The following is a 16,260-nucleotide window of genomic DNA, read 5'->3' on the forward strand; positions in this document are numbered from 1 at the left end:
CGGGATTCCCAGTGGCGGAATGGGTCACGGATCGGTTGTAATCGGCCACGTAAGATCGTATCTCAATTATAGTCGGCATATTTGCTGGACAGATGCTGATCAGCGGGTGCCGTTGCCGGGGCGCAGCGGTGCGGACGGGCATATGCCGTGATCCACGTGGGGGCAGGAGGTGTGAGCATGCGGTTGTTCCGGTTGGCTGTACTCGTACTGGGGGTGGTCGGGCTGGTCGCCGGGCTCCCTGTGCTGCGACCCGCACCCGCCGCCGCGGCCGAGGTCGTCCGCATCGACACCCTGAGCCCCACCCGTTCCGCGGTATTCATCCAATCGCCGGCGATGCGCCAGGTCGTACAGGTCCAGGTGTTGCATCCGGCCGGTGACGGCGCCCGTCCGAGCTACTACCTGCTCGACGGGCTCGATCCGGGCGTCGGGCAGAGCACCTGGACCAACGCCACCGAAGCCGAGCGTTTCTTCCTCGGCAAGAACGTCAACGTGGTGCTGCCGGTGGGCGGTAAGGCCAGCTATTTCACCAACTGGCAGCGCGACGACCCGGTACTGGGCCACTACCAGTGGGAGACCTTCCTGACCCAGGAGCTGCCGCCCGTTATCGACAGCAATTTCTCCGGTAACGGGGTGAACGCCATCGGCGGGCTGTCCATGGGCGGGCACGCCGCCTATATCCTCGCGGCGCGGCACCCGGCGCTCTATACGGCGGTCGCCGGCTACAGTGCCTGCCCGGACACCGGCCTGGCCACCGGCGCGGTGCAATTCTCCATCCTGACCCGCGGCGGGAACCCGGACAATATGTGGGGTCCGGGCGGCGGCCCGGAATGGGCGGCCCACAACCCGGCCCTCATGCTGGACCGGTTGCGGGGCAAGACCCTGTACCTGTCGACCGGAACCGGCCTGCCGGGCCCGCACGAACTGGAACCCAAACCGCAGTTGCCGGAGAACATCGTGCTGGGCGGGCCGATCGAGTTCGCGGTCGATACCTGCGTGATCGCGTTCGAACGCCGGGCGCGGGCGGCGGGGCTGCCGATCCGGGTGGACTACAGCCCGGTCGGCACCCATTCCTGGTCGTACTGGAACGACCATCTGAAGGCGTCCTGGCCGACCGTGGGCGCCGCGATCGGCGGCTGAGCCGGACACCAGCCGGTGGCGTCCGCCGGACCCGCGACCGGCCGCTACGGTGGTGGCCATGGCTGACAGTGGTAGTCCGGTAACCGGTGGCGCGGCGGTGGCGGCCCCGACGGCGAAAACGGTGCCGTGGGAGCGCGAGCACCACGGTGATCGTTTCGTCGACGAGTACGAATGGCTGCGCGATAAGGAGAACCCGGAGGTCATCGCCTACCTGGAGGCGGAGAACGCCTACACCGAGGCCCGGACCGCGCATCTGGCGCCGCTGCGCGAGAAGATCTTCGACGAGATCAAATCCCGCACCCAGGAAACCGATCTGTCGGTGCCCACCCGGCTCCGGGACCACTGGTACTACACCCGCAGTTTCGAGGGCAAACAGTACGGCGTGCAATGCCGGTGCCCGATCGACGCCGCCGCGACCGGTGTGGATGCCTGGACTCCGCCGCAGCTGGAGGCCGGTACCGAGATCGCCGGCGAGGAGATCCTGCTGGACAGCAATGTGCTGGCCGAAGGACACGATTTCTTCGCCCTCGGCGCCTTCTCGGTGAGCCATGACGGCAACCTGCTCGCCTTCTCGGTGGATACCGCCGGCGACGAGCGCTACACGCTGCGGTTCAAGGATCTGCGCACCGGCGAGCTGCTGGGCGACGAGATCCCGCGCACCGCGCCGGGCGCCACCTGGTCGCTGGACGGCAGCCACGTCTTCTATCAGACGGTCGACGAATCCTGGCGTCCCGATACCGTGTGGCGGCACCGGCTCGGCGGCGCCGCCGGCGCCGACGTCAAGGTCTTCCACGAGCCGGACGAGCGGTACTGGGTGAGCATCGGCGCCACCCGGTCGGAGAAGTACCTGATGATCTGGGTGGGGTCCAAGATCACCACCGAGGGCTGGATCCTGGAATCGGACGATCCGACCGGTGAGTTCCGGGTACTGCTGCCGCGCCGCGAGGGTGTGGAATACGGGGCCGAACATGCCGTGGTGGCGGGGCAGGACCGGTTCCTGATCCTGCACAACGATGTGGTCGACGGGGTGAAGGCGGAGAATTTCGTCCTCGCCGAGGCGCCTGCCGACGATCCGTCGCGACTGCGGACCCTCATCGGGCATCGCGACGATGTGCGGCTCGAGGATATCGACGCGTTCGCCGGGCAGCTGGTGCTCAGTTATCGCCGCGAGGCGCTGCCCCGGGTCGCGGTATGGCCGCTCGGTCCGGACGGGTACGGAGAACTGCGTGAGCTCGAATTCGATCTGGAGCTCTACAGCGCGGGTCTGGGTTCGTGCCCGGAATGGGATCAGCCGACGCTGCGGCTCGGGCTCACCTCGTTCATCACCCCGACCCAGGTCTTCGACTACGTGGTCGACACCGGCGCGCTGCTGTTGCGCAAGGAACAGCCGGTGCTCGGTGGATACGACGCGAACGACTATGTGCAGCACCGTGATTGGGCGGTCGCCGCGGACGGCACCCGGATTCCGATCTCGATCGTCTCCCGGCGCGACACCGAATCCGTGAGCGGCCCGAAACCGTTGCTGCTCTACGGGTACGGCTCCTACGAGGCGAGTATGGATCCCGGGTTCTCGGTGGCGCGGCTGTCGCTGCTGGACCGCGGTCTGGTGTTCGCGATCGCGCATGTGCGCGGCGGCGGGGAGATGGGGCGGCTCTGGTACGAGAACGGGAAAACCCTCACCAAGAAGAACACCTTCACCGATTTCGTCTCCTGCGCACAGCATCTCGTCGACAGCGGCGCCACCGCGCCGGACCGGATGGTCGCCGACGGCGGCAGCGCGGGCGGGCTCCTGGTGGGCGCGGTGACGAATATGGCGCCGGAACTGTTCGCCGGTGTCCTGGCCAATGTGCCGTTCGTCGATCCGCTGACCTCGATTCTGGACCCGTCGCTGCCGCTGACCGTCATCGAATGGGACGAATGGGGAAATCCGCTGGCGGACAAGGAAGTCTACGAGTACATGAAGTCGTACTCGCCCTACGAGAACGTCACCGCCCAGGACTATCCGGCGATCCTCGCCATCACCAGTATCAACGACACCCGGGTGCTCTATGTGGAGCCGGCCAAATGGGTCGCGAAACTGCGCGCCACCAAAACCGGTGACTCGCCGCTGCTGCTCAAAACCGAGATGAGCGCCGGGCACGGCGGTGTCAGCGGCCGGTACGAGAAGTGGCGTGAGATCGGCTTCGAATACGCCTGGGTGCTGGATACGGTGGGCGCCGGCGACCGTTGACCGGATCGTGGCCGGATGTTCGCCATCCGGCCACGTCCACTCAACGGGCCGGTCATCGGCATTGCATGCGCAGGTCATCGCGGCTGCACGCCGCGGACACCTGCGCCTGCCATCGTCTATATATGAACGCTGAGCTGCTCGTATCTGTATCCGGGGTCCGGGAATCCACCCGGGACGCGGCGATCGGATTCGCCGAAGAGATGGATCAGCGTGGGGTGCGGCTGTCGCTGCTGGTGGCGCCGCGCCTGAAAGGGAAGTACCGCCTCCTCGACGACGCCACCACCCAGACCTGGTTGCGCGGCCGTCGCGGCCGCGGCGACGCGATCGTGCTGCACGGGTACGACCAGGCGGCCACCAAGAGCCGGCGCGCGGAATTCGCCACCCTGCCCAGGCACGAGGCGCTCTTGCGGCTCACCGCGGCCGACCGGGTCATGGAACAGGTCGGCCTGCGCACCCGGCTGTTCGCCGCTCCGCGCTGGGACGCCTCGGCGGGCGCGACCGCCGCGCTGCCCGAACTCGGGTTCCGGCTCTCCCTGGGCCTGACCGGTATCCACGACCTCGAACGCAACAGCGTGCAGAAGGCGCGGGTCTACGGCATCGGCGAAGGCTTCCGCGCCGAACCCTGGTGGTGCCGGGCGCTGGTACTGGGCGCGGCCCGCACCGCCCGCCGCGGCGGCGTGCTGCGGCTGGCGGTCTCCGCCGCCCAGCTCGGCCGGCCCGGGCCGCGTCAGGCGATGCTCGACGCGGTGGACCTGGCGCTCTATCACGGAGCCCACAGCGAGGTGTACCGCTGGGAGACCGTGACAGCGGTACGCGCCGCCTAGACTCCGCCGCCCCGGGTCCGGCGATCGAGGGGCGGCGGTTCCGCCTGCCACCCCGAGACCGAGCGCCCCGCGCGTTCAGAGTTCGGCGTCGTCGTCCGGGCGCAGGATCGTGAACTCGGTATCGGCCTTGCGCATCTCGTCGAGCCGGCCGAAATAGACCCCCCACGCCTGCTCGGCGATGATCCCGTAGTGGATCGGAAAGGCCAGGCGCGGCGCCACCGCCCGCAGATAGTCGACCGCTTCGCTGATCTTCATCCACGGCGCCGCCGCCGGGATCGCCAGCACATCGACCGGGGTGGAGGGAACCCACAGTGAATCGCCCGGATGGACGAACTCGGTCGGGTTCCCGACGGTGCCGAGCTGGAACACCGTGTTGTCGACCACCGGCAGTTCCGGGTGGATGACCGCGTGCCGGCCGCCCCCTCCGGTGATCCGCAGACCGTCGAGATCCAGGATGTTGCCGGCGTGAATCGCCTCCCACCGGCCGCCTTGCAGCTGCGCCGTCTGCGGGTCGGACAGCAGCCGCGCCCCGGGATTGGCCTCGATCAGCGCCTCGATCCGGTTCGCGTCGATATGGTCGGCGTGCTGGTGGGTGACCGCGATCGCGTCCAGCCCGGTGATGCCCTCGAACCCGTGTGAGAGCGCGCCGGGATCGAACAGGATCTTCTTTCCGTGCAGCTGGACGAGCAGACAGGAGTGGCCGAAGTGGACTACACGCATGCCCGCAAGGCTAGTCCCGCGGCGGTTCGGTTACCCGCCGCGACCGTCCGGCCCGGTGACAATTAGGCTGCTCAGGTAACCCATCCGCGTCCCGGCGCCGACGCCGGACGCAGCTCACCCCTTTTTGTGAGGAGCAACCCGTGGCACGTGTCGTGGTCGAGGTGATGCCGAAGGCCGAGATTCTGGATCCGCAGGGGCAGGCCATAGTCGGCGCGCTGCCGCGCCTGGGATTCGACGGCGTCAGCGACGTCCGGCAGGGCAAACGCTTCGAGCTCGAGGTCGGCGACGACGTCAGCGACGACGAACTCGCCTCGATCGCCGAATCGCTGCTGGCCAACACGGTCATCGAGGACTGGAAGGTGGTGCGCATCCCGTGACCGCCCGGATCGGGGTCATCACCTTCCCCGGCACACTCGACGATGTGGACGCCGCCCGCGCGGTCCGGCTCTCCGGCGCCGAAGCGGTGAGCCTCTGGCACGCCGACGCCGATCTCAAAGGCGTCGACGCGGTGGTGGTGCCCGGCGGGTTCTCCTACGGCGACTACCTGCGCTGCGGTGCGATCGCCCGGTTCGCGCCCGTGATGGGCACCGTGATCGAGGCCGCCGGCAACGGGATGCCGGTCCTCGGAATCTGCAACGGCTTCCAGGTGCTCTGCGAAGCCGGCCTGCTGCCCGGCGCGCTCACCCGCAACGAGGGCCTGCACTTCATCTGCCGCGACGAATGGCTGCGTGTCGAGGCCACCGACACCGCCTGGACCTCCCGCTACGAAGCGGGCGCCCAGATCCTGGTGCCCCTGAAATCCGGTGAAGGCCGCTACCAGGCCTCCGAACGGGTCCTCGACGAACTCGAAGGCGAAGGCCGGGTGGTGTTCCGGTACGCCGGTGACAACCCGAACGGATCGCAGCGCGGCATCGCCGGGATCGCGTCGGCGAACAAGCGGGTGGTGGGGCTGATGCCGCATCCGGAGCATGCGACGGAACCGCTGACCGGCCCCAGCGACGACGGACTGGGCTTGTTCCTGTCCGTACTGGACGCATTGGTTGCCTCGTAGGACGGCGCGGTCCGGGGATCAGAGTCTGATGTGGCGGATACCGACAGCGGCTCGCCGCAGTTGGTAGCGAGCCGGGTGCAGACGGCCTCCGGCCAGCGGTAGGCCGAGCCGCGCCGCGATATCCTCGACGACATCGTCGAGGCGGCGGCCGTCGGTGGGGATATGTTCGGCGAACCGCTCGCCGGCCAGGGCGCCGACACATCGCGGGATCTGCCGTATGGCCCAGGTATCGGCTCGGCCGACGGCGCGGCCGAGCCAGTAACCCGAGCGGGCTCGAAGGCGGTGGTGCAGCGTTTCGGCGGACGCGATCAGGGCGAAATGCCGCACCTCGACACCGTTCGCGGCCAAGCCGTTCATGATCTCGTCGAAGTAGTCCGTGTTCACCAGTGTCATCGGGACGATCACCGGCCCGGCGTGCGCGGCCACCGCATCGACGAGGGTGGCCACGACCGCCGCGCGCCACTGTGGGCGGTCCTGGAAGTCGCCGCGCCCGGCCGGCGGCAGCATCTTGTGGATGGCGAAGCCGATGAGTTCGGGGTCGGCCACATGCGCGGCGGAACCGCGCATGTGCGCGTCTGTTCGATCCGCGCGCGGATCGTCGGCAGGCCGATATCCGGCCGGGTCCGTGAGGCGTCGATGCAGTTCGAATGCCGTCTGGGTCTTGCCCGCGCCGAACGCTCCGTTGATCCACACCAGCACCTCGTCGAGTCTAGGCCGGGGTTCTGTTCGGGCAACCCGATCGGTATGACTCGGTAATACTCTGCTGGTAGATTGGTCAGATGAAGAAGATCACGATCAGCATCCCCGATGAGATCGCCGATAAGGCCGCGCGTGCTGTCGAATCCGGCAATGCGTCCTCGGTGTCCGCCTGGTTCGCCGATCTTGCCCGCCGCGAACCCGATTGGGCCACCGCCGCCGAAATCCTCACAGAACTCGCCACCGCGGCCGGAGTCGCCGACGCCGATCGCGATTGGGCCGCCGGCGTGTTCGACGAGATCGAGGCCGAGCGCACCGACGCCCTCGGCGGTGCCGCGTGATCGTGCTCGATACCGGTGCACTGATCGGACTCGAGAAAGGCAAGCCACGCGCCATCGGACTGCTCGAGGAAGCCGTCCGCCGGAAAACCCGGATCGTCGTTCCGGCAACGGTGCTGGCGCAGGCGTGGCGCAGCGATCCCCGTCAGCATCCGATTCGGCGATTGCTGAAAACAGATACGGTCACCATCATCGCGCTCGATGAGACCGCTGCGGTCGCCGTCGGCGCGACGCTCGCCACGACCGGTACCGCCGATGTCGTGGACGCGCACGTGATAGTGGTCGCCCGTACCCTGCGGGCCGACCGCATCGTTACCTCCGACCCGGAGGATCTGACCGCTCTCGATCCCGCGGCGCGGCTGGTGGTTGTCTGACACAGGTCCTCGTAGACCAGGGGCAGTGACTTCGCGGGCGCCGCACCCGCCAGAATCAACGCATGCCGGTTTCTGCTACCGCGGCTACGGCCGCCGGGCTGTGTGCCTTCATCGACGCTTCCCCTTCGCCGTTCCATGTGTGCCGAACCATCGCCGAGGATCTCGATTCGCACGGGTTCGTTCGGCTCGACGAAACCCGGCTCTGGCCCGGCACCGGGGGCCGCTACTACATCGTGCGCGGTGGTTCGCTGGTGGCGTGGGCAGATCCGGAGCAGTCCGGACCGTTCCGGGTGGTGGGGGCCCATACCGACAGCCCGAATCTGCGGGTGAAGCAGCATCCCGACCTGACGGTCGCCGGATGGCGGATGGTGCGGCTGGAACCCTACGGCGGGGCGTGGCTGAACTCGTGGCTGGATCGGGAGCTGGGGATCTCCGGGCGGCTGAGTGTGCGGGCGGGGTCGGGGCTGGGGGAGCGGCTGGTGCGGATCGACGAACCGATCCTGCGGGTGCCGCAGCTGGCGATCCACCTGTCCGAGGACCGGCGCGGGGTGGCGCTGGATCCGCAGCGGCATGTGAACGCGATCTGGGGGGTGGGCAGTGAACCCGCGTCGTTCCTGGGTTTCGTGGCCGAATCGGCGGGGGTGGATCCCGCCGACGTGCTCGGCTGGGAGCTGATGACCCATGATCTGGCGCCGAGCCGGGTGATCGGTGCGGCGGGTGATCTGATCAGCGCGCCGCGGCTGGACAATCAGGGCACCTGTTACGCGGGACTGCACGCGTTCCTGGCCGCGGCCGACGACCCGGGGGCCGCGGTGCCGGTGCTGGCGGTGTTCGATCACGAAGAGGTGGGCAGTCAGTCGGACCGGGGCGCGCAATCGGAACTGCTGCCGACGGTGCTGGAGCGGATCGTGCTGGCGCGCGGTGGCGGGCGGGCCGATTTCCTGGCGGCGGTCGCGGGGTCGGTATGCGCGTCGGGGGATATGGCCCACGCCACCCATCCGAACTATCCGGAGCGGCACGAACCCGCGCACGGGATCGAGATCAACGGCGGACCGGTGCTGAAGGTGAACCAGAATCTGCGCTACGCCACCGACGCGGTGGGGGCGGGGGCGTTCGCGCTGGCCTGCGCGCAGGCGGGTGTACCGCTGCAGCGGTACGTCCATCGCGCCGATCTGCCGTGCGGATCGACCATCGGTCCGATGACCGCCGCGCGTACCGGGATGCCGACGGTGGATATCGGCGCGCCGCAGCTGGCCATGCATTCGGCCCGCGAGTTGATGGGCGCCTCGGATATCACCGCGTACGCGTCGGCGCTGGCGGCGTTCCTGGCACCGGCGAGCTGATCGTCCGGGTAAGGGGCCGGGGACGCGCCCGGCGCAGGTGAACGTAAGATTCGTGCTGGATCAAATCTGTCGGGGCCCCGCCGTCGAGGCCCCTCGTTCCGGCCCGACCCCGTGTTCGCGACGACCCCGCGGCGAAGATGCCGAATCGATGACCCGTGGGGCGCCCGCATCGGAGGGCGGGGCGGCCGGAGCTCGCGCGCGCCGGCGCGCCAACCTACGAAAGGATCCTGGTAATCCCGTGACTGAGCAGGTCGATACGGTCGCCACCGCCGCCGCCAACCCGGATACGCCGCAGCCGTACGCCGAGCTCGGCCTCAAGGACGACGAATACGCCCGGATCCGCGATATTCTGGGCCGCCGGCCCACCGATGCCGAGCTCGCCATGTACTCCGTGATGTGGAGCGAGCACTGCTCCTACAAATCGTCCAAGGTGCATCTGCGCTATTTCGGTGAGACCACCACCGACGAGATGCGCGCCTCCATGCTGGCCGGGATCGGCGAGAACGCGGGTGTGGTCGATATCGGTGACGGCTGGGCGGTCACCTTCAAGGTGGAGAGCCACAACCATCCGTCCTATGTCGAGCCGTATCAGGGCGCCGCGACCGGTGTCGGCGGGATCGTCCGCGACATCATGGCGATGGGCGCGCGGCCCATCGCGGTGATGGATCAGCTGCGCTTCGGCGCGGTGGACGCCGCCGACACCCGCCGGGTGCTCGACGGCGTGGTGCGCGGGGTGGGCGGTTACGGCAACTCCCTGGGCCTGCCCAATATCGGCGGCGAAACGGTCTTCGATGCCTCCTACCAGGGCAATCCGCTGGTGAACGCGCTGTGCGCGGGTGTCATGCGGGTGGAGGACCTGCATCTGGCGTTCGCGTCGGGCGCGGGTAACAAGATCATCCTTTTCGGCGCCCGCACCGGTCTGGACGGGATCGGCGGTGTCTCCGTGCTCGCCTCGGACACCTTCTCCGGCGACGAATCGGGTACCGGGCGCAAGAAGCTGCCCAGTGTGCAGGTGGGCGACCCGTTCACCGAGAAGGTTCTCATCGAATGCTGCCTGGAGCTCTACCACGCCGGATTGGTGGTGGGTATCCAGGACCTCGGCGGCGCCGGCCTGTCCTGCGCGACCTCCGAACTGGCCGCCGCCGGTGACGGCGGGATGCGAATCGAACTGGACCGGGTCCCGCTGCGCGCCGCCGATATGACGCCCGCCGAGGTCCTGTCGAGTGAATCGCAGGAGCGTATGTGCGCGGTGGTGACGCCGGAGAACGTCGAGGCGTTCCTCGCCGTCTGCGCGAAATGGGATGTGCTGGCCACGGTGATCGGCGAGGTCACCGATGGTGAGCGCCTGGTGGTCACCTGGAACGGCGAGACCGTGGTGGACGTGCCGCCGCGCACGGTGGCCCACGAGGGCCCGGTGTACGAGCGCCCGGTGCGGCGTCCCGACAGCCAGGACACCCTCAACGCCGATACGCCCGACGAGCTGCCGCGGCCGAAGACGGCCGGGGAACTGCGCGAGACGCTGCTGAAGCTGGTGGCCAGCCCGCAGCTGTGCAGCCGCAAATGGATCACCGAGCAGTACGACCGCTACGTCCGCGGTAACACCGTGCTCGCCGAGTACGCCGACGCCGGCATGATCCGGGTGGACGAGGAGACCGGCCGCGGTATCGCGCTGGCCACCGACGCCTCCGGGCACTACACCAAGCTCGACCCCTACACCGGCGCGCGGCTGGCCCTGGCCGAGGCCTACCGGAACGTGGCCAGCACCGGCGCCACCCCGAAGGCCGTGACGAACTGCCTGAACTTCGGTTCGCCGGAGGATCCGGCGGTCATGTGGCAGTTCCAGCAGGCCGTGCGCGGCCTGGCCGACGGCTGCGTGGAACTCGGTATCCCGGTGACCGGCGGCAACGTCAGCTTCTACAACCAGACCGGTGAGAACGCCATCCTGCCCACCCCGGTGGTCGGGGTGCTCGGTGTCATCGACGATGTGCACCGCCGGATCCCCACCGGACTCGGCCTGGAGCCGGGGGAGACGCTGATCCTGCTGGGCGATACCCGCGACGAGTTCGGCGGTTCGGTCTGGGCGCAGGTCGCCCACGGCCATCTGGGCGGGCTGCCGCCCCGGGTCGATTTCGCCCGGGAGAAGCTGCTCGCCGAGGTGCTCACCGCCGGGTCCCGCGACGGCATGATCAGCGCCGCCCACGACCTCTCCGAGGGTGGTCTGGCGCAGGCGGTCGTGGAGGCCGCGCTGGCCGGGGAGACCGGGTGCCGGGTGCTGCTGCCCGAGGACGCCGACCCGTTCGTCATGCTGTTCTCCGAATCGGCCGGCCGGGTGCTGGTGGCGGTGCCGCGTTCGGAGGAGACCCGGTTCACCCGGATGTGCACGGCCCGGGACCTGCCCTGGGTGCGTATCGGTGTGGTGGACCAGGGCGCCGACTCGATCGAAGTGCAGGGCCAGTTCGCGATCCCGATGGCCGAGCTGCGGGCCGCCCACGAAGGCACCCTGCCTGCTCTTTTCGGGGCCGGAGCCTGAGTCCGGAGGGCGCGTGCCACGCCGTCGGCGGTCCGGGCCGCCGCCCGCGACCGGCCGCGCCCTCCATACTGGTCTGGTGCTGGAAACCGCCGATACCGTGACGAGATTGCGGTCCCGGTGTGTCGCGGTGGTCCGGCGCACCGAACGGATCGTCGACCTCAACTATGTGGGTCTGGTGGTCGCGACGGTGTTCTTCGCGCTGTCGGTGTCCCCGTCGCTGCTGCCGCGCGACTGGATGTTCCAGGGTCTGATCAGCGGTATCAACGCGGCGATCGGGTACGGCGTCGGCTGTCTGCTGGAGTGGTTGTTCCGGCTGTGGGTCCGGCCCCGGCTCACCCGGATCCCGTCGCCGCCCACCTGGACCCGGTACGCGCTGAAATCGGCGGTACTGCTCACCGCCGTGCTCAGCGCCGGGTACATGCTGGTGCAGTCCGCGCACTGGCAGCGTGAGCTGGCCGCGTTGATGGGGATGGAGGGCACCACCACCCCGGCGTATCTGCGCACCGGCGGGCTCAGCCTCACGGTCGGCGTGCTCGTCGTGGCCGTATACCGCACCCTGCGGGAGCTGGCGCTGTTCCTGGCCCGCGAACTCAACCGGTGGGTCCGGGTCCCGCGCGAACTCGCGCCGTCCGCGGGTTTCCTGCTGATGGTGCTGCTGGTGGTCACCCTGTTCAACGGGGTCGCCGGCCGCGCGTTCTTCGCCGTCGCGAACTCGGCGTTCAGTGTTCGCAACGACAACGGTTCCGAATACGCCGTGCAACCCGAACTTCCGGAGCGGTCGGGCAGCCCCGATTCCCTGGCGGCCTGGGACACGCTCGGTTTCGAGGGGCGCTGGTTCGTCTCGCACGGTCCGGGCGCCGACCGCATCGCCCGGGTCACCGGCCGGCCCGCGCGCGAACCGGTGCGGGCCTACGTGGGCCTGGAATCGGTGCGCGGCACCGGGCAGACCCAGGCCGAGCTGGCGGTCGCCGAATTGGAACGCACCGGCGCCTTCGATCGTCAGGTGCTGGTCGTGGTCACCACCACGGGTACCGGCTGGGTGAATTCGATGGCCGCCAACTCGATCGAGTACATGTACGGCGGCGATTCGGCCATCGTGGCCACCCAGTACTCCTATCTGCCCAGCGCCCTGTCGTTCCTGGCCGACCGCGGGAAGGTCGCCGACGAGGGGCGCGAACTGTTCGACGCGGTCTACGACAAGGTCCGCGAACGCCCGGCCGCCGACCGGCCGAAACTGCTGGTGTACGGGGAGAGTCTGGGATCGCAGGGGTCGGAGGCCGCGTTCGACGGGCTGGCCGATCTGCGCGAGAAGGTCGACGGCGCACTGTGGGTCGGCCCGCCGAACTCGAACCGGCTGTGGCAGCAGTTCGTGAGCCGCCGCGATCCGGGCTCGCCCGAGACGGCGCCGGTGTACGCCGACGGCCTGGTGATCCGGTTCGCCGCCGACAGCGCGGAACTCGCCCGCCCGGGCCCGGAGTGGCGAGCGCCGCGGATCGCCTACCTGCAGCACGCGTCCGATCCGATCGTGTGGTGGTCACCGGATCTGGCCCTCACCCGGCCCGACTGGCTATCGGAACCGCGCGGCAGCGATGTCTCCCCGCGGATGCGCTGGGCGCCGCTGGTGACCTTCTGGCAGGTCTCCGCCGACCTCACGAACGCCCAGGGCGTCCGCGACGGCCACGGCCACCGCTACGGGAGTCTGGTGCTGGACGGCTGGGCCGCCGTCGCCCAGCCGCCGGGGTGGAATCCCGAACTGGCCGAACGGGTCCGGCTGGAGATCGAGGCCTACGAGGCCTACGAGCGCGAGGTGAAATGATAGCGCGGATACCGATCGCGGTGGTTGCGCCGCTGCTGTGGAACAACTGGCTGCTGCCCCGGGCCGGGCTGGACCGTCGTGGTCGCACATTCGCCAACGCTCTCGCCGCCACCGGGTACACGCTGGTGTTCGACGGCCGCCCGAACTGGGTGTCGGGACGCGGGCTGCGGGCCGGAATCGGTTGTGCCGCACTCGTGGCCGCCGGTTACACGCTGGCCTCCCGGTTGTCCCCGGTACGGCAGGCGCTCGGCGGCACCGGAGAACGCGCGGCCGATGTGGGCACCGCGGAATGGGTGGGAATCCATATTCCGCTGGGCACGGTCTATCCCGAGGAGATGATCTTCCGGGCCACCCTGGATCCGCTGCTGGACAGCGAATTCGGGCCCCGGGCGGGATGGGTCGCGGGGGCCGCGGCCTTCGGGCTCTGGCATATCCATCCGGCGCGCGCCGCCGGCGACAACGTCGCCGCGACGGTGGCCTTCACCGGTGCGTCCGGGCTGCTCTTCGGTGCGCTCGCGCGGTGTTCCGGCAGTGTCACGGCGCCCGCGCTGCTGCACTGGGCGGTCAACGCCGGTGGGGCGCTGCTGGTACGAAAAGCGTTTGCTGGGCACGAACACGCCGAGGGTGACACACTGCGCCGGTGAGGTTGATCGACAGCGACGGATACGGTGTGGAGCTCTCTGTTGCCGGATATCAGTTTCCGGACCATATCGATCCGCGAATCCGGTACGGCTGGCTGGTCGTCGCGGGAGCCGCGAATTGCCCGGAGGGGAACTGGACGTTCCGGTGGCAGGCCCTGACGCTGGACGAAGCGGTGGAACTGGCCGACTGGCTGAAACGGATCGCCGCCGAGGCCGAACCCGACGGTGATCCGGCGCCCGGCCCGGCCCGCCTGGCCTTTACCGAGCCCAACCTGGGTTTCACCGCCACCCGCGGTGCCGGCGTCGTCGAATTGGCGATCGCGCTGGATCTGGAGTTCTCGCCGCCCTGGGATCGGCGCAACGACGGTGCTTCGCCCTTCGTCGTCACCGCGCGCCTGGCCCCCGCCGATATCGCGACCGCGGCCAAGGAACTGGGGGCCGAGGTCGACGGATATCTGCCGCCCGGCGGCCGGTTACCCGGCCGCGGCTGGTGACCGGGGCACGACTGCGTGCCGATCGCCGAGCCGGGTGATATCTCCCACGTTGCGCGCGGACGGTCCCGGGCTTATGGGCGCCGCGCGGGCACACGGCCGGTGCCGGCGGCCGATCCGGCGGCCCACCTGCTGCCGCCGTCGCCGCCCGCCCGCATTTCAGCAGGTGAAAGGGGCGTTAACTGCGGACAAGCGTTTGCTGAACACCGCCGGTGGCCGGTGCGCTACGCCGTGGCGACCGGAATCCGCCCGGCGTGTCGCCACTTGCCGCCGGACTGCTGGTCCGGTGCCGCTCGCGTGCCGGACACCCGTAGACTGTCGGGTGCCCCCACCACCCGCCCGACCAGGGAGCATACGGTGACCCACGCCGATCAACCGGCTGTCAGCAATCCCACCGCAACCGACGAGACGGAGAACCCGCCCCGGGAGGAGTGCGGAGTCTTCGGAGTCTGGGCTCCTGGCGAGGACGTGGCCAAGCTCACCTACTACGGCCTGTACGCGCTGCAACACCGTGGACAAGAGGCCGCCGGTATCGCGGTCTCCGACGGTTCACAGGTGCTGGTGTTCAAGGACCTCGGTCTGGTCAGCCAGGTGTTCGACGAGCAAACCCTGGCCGCCATGCCCGGCCATGTCGCCGTCGGCCACTGCCGGTACTCCACCACCGGCGCCACGACCTGGGAAAACGCACAACCGATCTTCCGGACCACCGCGGTCGGCTCCGGGCTCGCGCTCGGACACAACGGCAATCTCGTCAATACCGCGGAGCTGGCGGACCGGGCCCGGGAACTCGGCCTGGTCGCCGGACCGGGGCGCCCCGGCTCGGTATCGGCCACCTCCGATTCCGATGTCATGACCGCACTGCTCGCGCATGCCGCCGCGGATTCGAGTATCGAGCAGGCGGCGATGGATCTGCTGCCCACCGTGCGGGGCGCGTTCTGCCTCACCTTCATGGACGAACACACCCTCTACGCCGCCCGCGATCCGCACGGTGTGCGCCCGCTGGTGCTGGGCCGGCTGGAACGCGGCTGGGTGGTGGCCAGTGAGACCGCGGCCCTCGATATCGTCGGCGCCTCCTTCGTCCGCGAGATCGAACCCGGTGAACTGCTGGCCATCGACGCCGACGGTGTGCGTTCGCTGCGTTTCGCCAACCCCGAACCCAAGGGTTGCGTATTCGAGTACGTCTACCTGGCCCGTCCGGACAGCCACATCTCCGGTCGTTCCGTTCATGCCACCCGCGTGGAGATCGGCCGCCGTCTCGCCGCCGAACACCCGGTGGACGCCGATCTGGTGATCCCGGTCCCCGAATCCGGAACCCCGGCCGCGGTCGGGTACGCGCAGGGTTCGGGCCTGCCCTACGGACAGGGCCTGATGAAGAACGCCTACGTGGGCCGCACCTTCATCCAGCCCAGTCAGACCATCCGCCAGCTCGGTATCCGGCTGAAGCTGAATCCGCTGCGCGAGGTCATCCGCGGTAAACGGCTCATCGTCGTGGACGATTCGATCGTCCGCGGCAATACCCAGCGGGCCCTCATCCGGATGCTGCGCGAGGCCGGGGCGCTCGAGATCCACGTGCGCATCGCCTCCCCGCCGGTGAAATGGCCCTGCTTCTACGGGATCGACTTCGCCTCCCGGGCCGAACTGGTCGCCAACAACGCGGGGACCGATCCGGACGGTCCCGTGGGCCCCGTCGATTCCGCCGCCGTCCGGGAAATGGTGGAGGGCGTTCGCCGGTCCATCGGCGCCGACACCCTCGGCTATATCTCCCTGGACGGGATGGTCGCCGCCACCGAACAGCCGCGGACACGGCTGTGCTGTGCGTGTTTCGACGGCAACTATCCGATCCCGCTGCCCACCGAGGCGGCGATCGGCAAGAACCTGCTCGAGTTCGGCGGCCGCTCCCACACCCGGGTACTCACCGAGAACGCGAACGCCAGCGCACTCAGCCGGCCGTGATCCGGCCGGTCGGCCGCCGGTTCACGTGTCCGGCGCCACCGCACGGGTTCGAGACACATGGGGGTACCGGCCCCACGCGCGCGGGTACGCCAATACACTCAGCTCAGCAGGTAAAT

Annotated in this window: 15 protein-coding genes; 13 read left to right on the plus strand and 2 right to left on the minus strand. The window is 69.2% G+C overall.

All coding sequences use genetic code 11. From position 1 onward, the window contains the following. Nucleotides 1-177: 177 nt before the first annotated feature. The 3 genes from ACZ6SF_RS30730 to ACZ6SF_RS30740 all read left to right on the plus strand — a co-directional run bounded on the left by ACZ6SF_RS30730 (nucleotide 178) and on the right by ACZ6SF_RS30740 (nucleotide 4,191). On the plus strand, nucleotides 178-1,137 hold the full coding sequence (locus ACZ6SF_RS30730; RefSeq protein ID WP_466066869.1) for an alpha/beta hydrolase: 960 nt from the start codon (nucleotides 178-180) through the stop codon (nucleotides 1,135-1,137). Between the two features lie 58 nt (nucleotides 1,138-1,195). After that, complete coding sequence (locus tag ACZ6SF_RS30735; protein WP_466066871.1) at nucleotides 1,196-3,367, plus strand: S9 family peptidase; 2,172 nt, start codon at nucleotides 1,196-1,198, stop codon at nucleotides 3,365-3,367. 122 nt (nucleotides 3,368-3,489) lie between these two features. Further along, a complete protein-coding gene (locus ACZ6SF_RS30740; RefSeq protein ID WP_466066872.1) occupies nucleotides 3,490-4,191 on the plus strand; it encodes a DUF2334 domain-containing protein in 702 nt (233 codons plus the stop codon). Between the two features lie 75 nt (nucleotides 4,192-4,266). On the opposite strand, the gene ACZ6SF_RS30745 is transcribed toward ACZ6SF_RS30740, so the two are convergent. Continuing rightward, nucleotides 4,267-4,911, minus strand: a complete 645-nt coding sequence (locus ACZ6SF_RS30745; protein ID WP_466066874.1) for an MBL fold metallo-hydrolase — start codon at nucleotides 4,909-4,911, stop codon at nucleotides 4,267-4,269. 140 nt (nucleotides 4,912-5,051) lie between these two features. Between ACZ6SF_RS30745 and purS the strand changes: the two genes are divergently transcribed. Both purS and purQ read left to right on the plus strand, forming a co-directional pair. Then, on the plus strand, nucleotides 5,052-5,288 hold the full coding sequence (gene purS, locus ACZ6SF_RS30750; RefSeq protein ID WP_466066876.1) for a phosphoribosylformylglycinamidine synthase subunit PurS: 237 nt from the start codon (nucleotides 5,052-5,054) through the stop codon (nucleotides 5,286-5,288). Beyond that, nucleotides 5,285-5,962: a phosphoribosylformylglycinamidine synthase subunit PurQ gene (gene purQ / locus ACZ6SF_RS30755; RefSeq protein ID WP_466066878.1), complete on the plus strand. Its 678-nt coding sequence runs from the start codon at nucleotides 5,285-5,287 to the stop codon at nucleotides 5,960-5,962. The genes purS and purQ overlap by 4 nt, the downstream gene beginning before the upstream one ends. 18 nt (nucleotides 5,963-5,980) lie before the next feature. Here purQ and ACZ6SF_RS30760 read toward each other — a convergent pair whose 3' ends face one another. Next, nucleotides 5,981-6,661 (minus strand): AAA family ATPase, encoded by a 681-nt coding sequence (locus tag ACZ6SF_RS30760; protein ID WP_466066879.1) that lies wholly within the window; start codon nucleotides 6,659-6,661, stop codon nucleotides 5,981-5,983. A gap of 80 nt (nucleotides 6,662-6,741) precedes the next feature. On the opposite strand from ACZ6SF_RS30760, the gene ACZ6SF_RS30765 reads away from it, so the two are divergent. The 8 genes from ACZ6SF_RS30765 to purF all read left to right on the plus strand — a co-directional run bounded on the left by ACZ6SF_RS30765 (nucleotide 6,742) and on the right by purF (nucleotide 16,144). Continuing rightward, entirely contained in the window at nucleotides 6,742-6,999 is a 258-nt protein-coding gene (locus tag ACZ6SF_RS30765; RefSeq protein ID WP_466066881.1) for a hypothetical protein, read from the plus strand. Continuing rightward, nucleotides 6,996-7,370 carry a PIN domain-containing protein gene (locus tag ACZ6SF_RS30770; protein WP_466066883.1) on the plus strand — a complete coding sequence of 125 codons (375 nt, stop codon included), beginning with the start codon at nucleotides 6,996-6,998 and terminating at the stop codon, nucleotides 7,368-7,370. The genes ACZ6SF_RS30765 and ACZ6SF_RS30770 overlap by 4 nt, the downstream gene beginning before the upstream one ends. A gap of 62 nt (nucleotides 7,371-7,432) precedes the next feature. After that, a complete protein-coding gene (locus ACZ6SF_RS30775; protein WP_466066885.1) occupies nucleotides 7,433-8,713 on the plus strand; it encodes a M18 family aminopeptidase in 1,281 nt (426 codons plus the stop codon). Between the two features lie 238 nt (nucleotides 8,714-8,951). Continuing rightward, on the plus strand, nucleotides 8,952-11,243 hold the full coding sequence (gene purL, locus ACZ6SF_RS30780; RefSeq protein WP_466066887.1) for a phosphoribosylformylglycinamidine synthase subunit PurL: 2,292 nt from the start codon (nucleotides 8,952-8,954) through the stop codon (nucleotides 11,241-11,243). A gap of 76 nt (nucleotides 11,244-11,319) precedes the next feature. After that, nucleotides 11,320-13,059, plus strand: a complete 1,740-nt coding sequence (locus tag ACZ6SF_RS30785) for an alpha/beta hydrolase (RefSeq protein ID WP_466066888.1) — start codon at nucleotides 11,320-11,322, stop codon at nucleotides 13,057-13,059. Then, nucleotides 13,056-13,703: a lysostaphin resistance A-like protein gene (locus ACZ6SF_RS30790; protein WP_466066890.1), complete on the plus strand. Its 648-nt coding sequence runs from the start codon at nucleotides 13,056-13,058 to the stop codon at nucleotides 13,701-13,703. The genes ACZ6SF_RS30785 and ACZ6SF_RS30790 overlap by 4 nt, the downstream gene beginning before the upstream one ends. Then, nucleotides 13,700-14,194: a WapI family immunity protein gene (locus tag ACZ6SF_RS30795; protein ID WP_466066892.1), complete on the plus strand. Its 495-nt coding sequence runs from the start codon at nucleotides 13,700-13,702 to the stop codon at nucleotides 14,192-14,194. The genes ACZ6SF_RS30790 and ACZ6SF_RS30795 overlap by 4 nt, the downstream gene beginning before the upstream one ends. A gap of 354 nt (nucleotides 14,195-14,548) precedes the next feature. Beyond that, nucleotides 14,549-16,144, plus strand: a complete 1,596-nt coding sequence (gene purF / locus ACZ6SF_RS30800) for an amidophosphoribosyltransferase (RefSeq protein WP_466066894.1) — start codon at nucleotides 14,549-14,551, stop codon at nucleotides 16,142-16,144. Nucleotides 16,145-16,260 lie beyond the last annotated feature (116 nt).

The organism is Nocardia sp. NPDC049935 (assembly GCF_055586645.1).

What these genes read in the sequence shown, in the direction of transcription:
- ACZ6SF_RS30790 (WP_466066890.1), top strand. Translation starts at nt 13,056, where the DNA reads ATGATAGCGCGGATACCGATCGCGGTGGTTGCGCCGCTGCTGTGGAAC.
- ACZ6SF_RS30735 (WP_466066871.1), top strand. Translation starts at nt 1,196, where the DNA reads ATGGCTGACAGTGGTAGTCCGGTAACCGGTGGCGCGGCGGTGGCGGCC.
- ACZ6SF_RS30740 (WP_466066872.1), top strand. Translation starts at nt 3,490, where the DNA reads ATGAACGCTGAGCTGCTCGTATCTGTATCCGGGGTCCGGGAATCCACC.
- ACZ6SF_RS30730 (WP_466066869.1), top strand. Translation starts at nt 178, where the DNA reads ATGCGGTTGTTCCGGTTGGCTGTACTCGTACTGGGGGTGGTCGGGCTG.
- ACZ6SF_RS30745 (WP_466066874.1), bottom strand. Translation starts at nt 4,911, where the DNA reads ATGCGTGTAGTCCACTTCGGCCACTCCTGTCTGCTCGTCCAGCTGCAC.
- ACZ6SF_RS30765 (WP_466066881.1), top strand. Translation starts at nt 6,742, where the DNA reads ATGAAGAAGATCACGATCAGCATCCCCGATGAGATCGCCGATAAGGCC.
- ACZ6SF_RS30775 (WP_466066885.1), top strand. Translation starts at nt 7,433, where the DNA reads ATGCCGGTTTCTGCTACCGCGGCTACGGCCGCCGGGCTGTGTGCCTTC.